Consider the following 5,498-nt stretch of genomic DNA (forward strand, 5'->3'; position numbering starts at 1 on the left):
CAAGGATGGTGGGATGACTGACGATTCGCAGCAGGCTTCCGGGGCCGTCGACACCGTCCTGTTCGACGTCGACGGCACCCTCATCGACTCGACGTACCACCATGCCATCGCGTGGGCGCGCGCGTTCGCGCGCTTCGACCTGTATCCGCCGCTGTGGCGCGTGCACCGCTCGATCGGCATGGGCGGCGACCAACTCGTCCCGAGCCTCGTCGGCGACGACGTCGAGAGCAAGCACGGCGGCGACCTGCGCGACGCGTGGGAGGAGGAGTACGAGAAGCTCCTGCCCGAGGTGCGCGGATTCGACGGCGCCGCCGACGCAGTGCGCGCCGCGCGCAGCAAGGGCTACAAGGTGGCGCTCGCGAGCAGCGGCAAGGAGGAGTTCACTGACGCCGCGCTCGAGAAGATCGGGCTGACGCGCGACGACTTCGACGCCGTCACCTCCTCCGACGACGCCGACAACAGCAAGCCCGAACCCGACATCCTCGAGGTCGCGCTGAAGGAGGCAGGCGGCTCGAAGGGCGTCCTCATCGGCGACGCGACGTGGGACGTCGAGGCCGCGAAGAAGGCCGGCATGTCGACGATGGCGCTGCGCACCGGCGGTTTCTCCGCCGCCGAGATGCATGACGCGGGCGCCACCGACGTCGTCGACGCCATCACCGACCTGCGCGACGGCACCTGGCTCGACCGCCTGCACTGACGCCGTAGATCGGGCCCGTAGGTCCATCTGGCTGGGGGCACCCCGAAGACATAGAGCGAAATGTTCGAAGGCGAGCGCCACAGCGCTCGTGTTCGACCAATTCGCTCGTTCTCACCCCACTCGTCCCGGGTCGGACGTGCGTCACATCCCGGACTCGCCGACCGTCCGAGTGGCGATCCCCCGTCGAACAGGGGACGGTGTTGACATGTCGACTCAAGCCGGTGGCGACAGACAGGCCTCGCCCGTCTCGCCCGAACCGTCGAAATCGTCCGCCCAGCCGCCCACCGACGACGCCCCACTGGGCGCCCTCGAATCGGGGCTGAAACCGCGTCACGTCACGATGATCTCGATCGCCGGCGTCATCGGCGCCGGCCTGTTCGTCGGCTCGGCGAACGCGATCCAGCTGGCCGGCCCGAGCGCCATCATCAGCTATGCGGCGGCCGGTCTCGTCGTCGTCCTCGTCATGCGCATGCTCGGCGAGATGGCGACCGTCAACCCGGATACGGGTTCGTTCAGCGTCTACGCCGACCGCGCGCTCGGCAAGTGGGCCGGGTTCTCGATCGGCTGGCTGTACTGGTGGGCGTGGGCGCTCATCATCCCCGTCGAGGCGACCGCCGGCGCGACGATCCTGCACAACTGGATCGACTGGCCGCAATGGGTGTTCGCGTTCCTCATCACGGCGATCCTGACGGCGACGAACCTCGTCAGCGTCGGCAACTACGGCGAGTTCGAGTTCTGGTTCGCGCTCGTCAAGGTCGTCATCATCATCGGGTTCATCGCGCTCGGCGTACTGGCGATCCTCGGCATCCTGCCGACGAGCGACGTCTCCGGCGTGCACGGCCTCACCGACCACGGGTTCTTCGGTGGCGGCGTCGGCGGCATCTTCGCCGCGATGCTGACGACCACGACGACGTACCTCGGCACCGAGATCGTGACGATCGCCGCGGCCGAGTCCAACAACCCCGTCGGCGGCATCCGCAAGGCCGTCAACAGCGTCATCTGGCGCATCTCGATCTTCTACCTGGGTTCGATCATGGTCGTCGTGTGCCTCGTCGACTGGACGAGCCCCGACCTCGCGTCCAAGGGTTCGTACCAGTACACGCTCGAGACGATCGGGCTCGGTCGACTGACGACCGTCCTCGACCTCGCGATCCTGACGGCCGTCGCGAGCTGCCTCAACTCGGCGCTCTACACCGCGAGCCGCATGGCGTTCAGCCTGGGCCAGCGTGGTGACGCGCCGAAGTCGTTCGGGCGGACGAACAAGCGCGGCGTGCCCGTCGCGGCGATCCTCGCGAGCGTTGTCGTCGGCTTCTTCTGCGTCGCCCTCAACTACGTGCTGCCCGACAAGATCTTCGCCTACCTGCTGTCGACGGCCGGATGCGCGGCACTGTTCGTGTACCTGTGCATCTCGTTCACGCAGCTGCGCTCGCGCCGCGCGATGGACGCGGCAGGCACGACGGTGCGGGTGCGCATGTGGCTGTTCCCGTGGCTGACGTACGCGACGATCGCGTTCATCCTGCTCATCCTCGTCATGATGGCGTTCGACGACGGCCAGTCGCAGAACCTGTGGTTCTCGCTCGCGGTGGCAGCGATCGTGCTCGTCGCGGCGTTCGCCCGTCACGGCTTCACGGGTGGCTCGGACGAAGAGATCGTCGAGGCCGCCGAGCAGGGGCTCGCCGAACACGACGACCCCGATGTTCCCGATGACCCCGACGATGCCGACGACACGACGGCTACCTCGACCGAGGCTCACCGCAACGACGCCTGAGTACTTCCGTCCACCCTTGATTCCTGTCCCCATCGGCGAACGGCGTCCACATGTGCGATCTACGTCCCCAACGGCGATTCCTGTCCACATGTGCGATTTTCGCCCACCTTCACCCCGAGCCCTCGGCTTCGGCGACTAACGCGGCGTCGGGTGGCAGGATCGAGCTGTGAGCACCTACGTCATGTTCCTGCGCGGCATCAACGTCGGGGGCGTGCGCGTGCCCATGCCGCGTTTGCGCGAAGTGCTGACGGAGGCGGGTGCCCGCGAGGTGACGACGTGGCTCGCGACGGGCAACGTCCGTCTCGCATTCGACGGCCCCGCCGACGACCTCAAGACACTCGCCGAGCGTGTCCTGAGCGACGGGTTCGGCTACGACGCCTACGTTCTCGTGCGTGACGCGGACGAGCTCGCGAACATCGTCGACGCCTGGCCGTTCACGCCCGACGACGCCCACCACCGCTACGTCGTGCTCGGGGGTGCGCTTGCCTACGACGACGCCCAGGCCGCCATCGACGCCAACCCCGGCGACGAACACGTCCTGGCCGCCGGTGACGACCTCTACTGGCGCACCCTCAAGGGCGCCACGACGACGTCGCCCGTCGCAAAGGTGCTCGCCCGCCCGCGCTGGAAGTCGACGACCACCACGCGCAACCTCAACACCCTCGAGAAGATGCTCGCCTGACGCACCAGCACCAGCACCAGCGGGCAACGGCCGGATGGCGGATGACTCACAGGTAGGGGGGTTGCTGCTCGCCTACCTGTGAGTCATCCGCCATCGTGCGGGCCGGTCGCCTCCAGCCACCTCACCAACCCGCACGCGCAGCCGACGACGCCCAGCCCGTCGTCACCCCTGCTATGGCGCCCCACCGTCACACCCAGGCCGCGGCGCCCAACTCGTCACTCGCAGGCAACAGCGGCCAGCCCGTCACCCCCGAGGCGCTTCACCGCCGTGGTCGATGAACGGACGGCGGAAGTCGGGTGTCGACAGGCCCTTGGCGGCGAACTCGGTGTCGTCGAGGTCGGCGTCGCCGTGCTGCGACGCATGCTTGTACTGGGCGCTGCGGGCGCTCCACAGGGAGCGGCTCGCGACGAACTGCCCGAGGACGGCGCCGGTGCCGATGGCGAGGGCGACGGCCATCGCTTCGAACAGGTACGCGCCGGCGCTACCCGAGTGCGTCGCGAGCGCCGCGAACCCCTTGTAGAGCACCATGCCTGGCACGAGCGGCGAGATGGCGACGTCGAGGGCGCCGGACGTCGGCAGGTGCGTCGGGCGTGCCATGACGACGCTGACGATGCCGAGCCCCATCGCGGCGATGCTCGTCGCGGTGAAGTCGGAGATCCCGGCGGCGCTGAGCAGCAGGTAGATGGCGCGCGCCGCGGCGCCGAGCAGCGCGAACAGCGGCAGGTGGCGCCAGCGTGCGTGGCTGAGCAGCGCGAATCCGATGGCGATGAGCGCGGCGGCGAGCGTCGTCTGCCACGCGACGGGGTTGCCGTTGCCGGTCTTCTCGATGTCGAGATGCACGCCGACGTGCGCCACGCCGTATACCGCGCCGATGGCGCCGACGACGAGCCCGAGCGTCAGGATCGTCGATTCGATGAGGCGCCCGCAGGCCGTCAGGTACCAGCCCGTCAACAGGTCCTGGATGGCGCTGACGGAGGCGCTGCCGGCCAGCTGCGTCACGAGCGCGGCGGTGATGATGACGCCCGGCGAGCCGATCGGGAACACGGCGACGAGCACCGCACCTGTCGCGACGGCGAGCCCGGCGGCGATCGCGCGTCCGTAGTACGACGGCAGCTGCACGCGTGCGAGCCAGGCGCTGACGACGTCGATGATGACGGCGCACACCGTCGCGATGAGGCAGACGCCCAGCGACCCGCCGAGCAGCCACGCGAACCCGAAGCCCATCGCCGCTGTGCCGAGCGTCTTGAGAGTGCGCGTCTGCGGCGGTTCGGCCTCCAGCTCGTCGAGACGCCGCAGCGCTTCACGGATGTCGATGCGTGAGGTGACGACATCCTCGACGATGTGTTCGAGCACCGTCAGCACGTGCACGTCGAGGCCGGCCGCGCCGACGGTCTGGACGCGCGTGACGGGTGTCGCGTCGTCCGCGGGCGTGTAGCTGAGCGTGATCTGACCCATCGTGACGTTCGCCGTCGTGGTCGCGAAACCGTTGACGCGGGTGATCGTCAGCATTGCCTGGGTGACGTTGGCCGACGGAGATCCGTTGCGCAGCAACATGCTTCCGGCGCGCAGGGTGAACGTGAACAGGTCGTCGATGGGGCGGGAGGAAGGCACGCCGTCACGGTGTCAGGACGCGGGGGCGGAGTCCACTCGGACGCTCGCCCAGCAGGCAGGGTGCGTTGTCACCGCTCGCCTCTAGGGTGAGGGCATGAGTGAAGCCGGTGCGAGAGACGGCCACGGCGAGCGCGCGAACGAACCCGTCGGCGGTTCGACGGCCCCTGGCGATGCGACGGCCGCGGACGCCGTGCATGGCGACGTGACGGAGCGCGACGGGAGGAGCGCGGCCGCATCGGGCCGCATCGCGGCGACGCAGACCGCGGCGTCGTCGACTTCAGCGGGCGCGAACGCCCGAACGATGCGCAGCGTCGCCGTGTTCTGCGGGTCGACGCCGGGCGCCGACCCGGCGCTCATGAACGCGGCGTACGACGCGGGACGAGTCATCGCCGAACGGGGTCTGACGCTCGTGTACGGCGCGGGCGGCGGCGGCCTCATGGGTGCGGTGAGCCAGGGCGCGCTCGACGCCGGGGGCGAGGTCGTCGGGTTCATTCCGTCGCTCATGGTCGAGCGCGAATGGGGGCGGCACGACCTCACGGAGTTCTACGAGGTCGACACGATGCACACGCGCAAGGCCGGCATGGCCACGCGCGCCGACGCCTTTCTCACGCTGCCCGGCGGCCTCGGCACGCTCGAGGAGATCTTCGAGGTCTGGACGTGGCGCACCATCGGTTACCACGACAAGCCGGTGGGTTTCCTTGACGTAAAAGGGTTCTGGCGCCCGCTGCTCGACGCGGTGC

At 69.1% G+C, this 5,498-nt stretch carries 5 protein-coding genes; 4 read left to right on the forward strand and 1 reads right to left on the reverse strand.

Translation table 11 applies throughout. From position 1 onward, the window contains the following. Positions 1–13: 13 nt before the first annotated feature. From B2284_RS14120 to B2284_RS14130, 3 genes are all read left to right on the forward strand, one after another. Entirely contained in the window at positions 14–697 is a 684-nt protein-coding gene (locus B2284_RS14120; protein WP_074046401.1) for an HAD family hydrolase, read from the forward strand. Between the two features lie 205 nt (positions 698–902). Further along, entirely contained in the window at positions 903–2,465 is a 1,563-nt protein-coding gene (locus B2284_RS14125; protein ID WP_074046400.1) for an amino acid permease, read from the forward strand. A 166-nt stretch (positions 2,466–2,631) separates the two neighbouring features. Beyond that, positions 2,632–3,147, forward strand: a complete 516-nt coding sequence (locus tag B2284_RS14130; protein WP_074046399.1) for a DUF1697 domain-containing protein — start codon at positions 2,632–2,634, stop codon at positions 3,145–3,147. Between the two features lie 243 nt (positions 3,148–3,390). Here the strand turns inward: B2284_RS14130 and B2284_RS14135 are convergent, their stop codons facing one another. Continuing rightward, positions 3,391–4,758: a threonine/serine exporter family protein gene (locus B2284_RS14135; RefSeq protein WP_074046398.1), complete on the reverse strand. Its 1,368-nt coding sequence runs from the start codon at positions 4,756–4,758 to the stop codon at positions 3,391–3,393. Between the two features lie 94 nt (positions 4,759–4,852). Here B2284_RS14135 and B2284_RS14140 point away from each other — a divergent pair. Further along, positions 4,853–5,498, forward strand: a 646-nt coding sequence (locus B2284_RS14140) for an LOG family protein (protein ID WP_286697671.1), incomplete at its 3' end; no start/stop codon positions are given.

This window comes from Dermacoccus sp. UBA1591, assembly GCF_002322065.1.
In the GTDB taxonomy this organism is placed as follows: Bacteria; Actinomycetota; Actinomycetes; order Actinomycetales; family Dermatophilaceae; genus Dermacoccus; species Dermacoccus nishinomiyaensis.

What these genes read in the sequence shown, in the direction of transcription:
- B2284_RS14125 (WP_074046400.1), top strand. Translation starts at nt 903, where the DNA reads ATGTCGACTCAAGCCGGTGGCGACAGACAGGCCTCGCCCGTCTCGCCC.
- B2284_RS14120 (WP_074046401.1), top strand. Translation starts at nt 14, where the DNA reads ATGACTGACGATTCGCAGCAGGCTTCCGGGGCCGTCGACACCGTCCTG.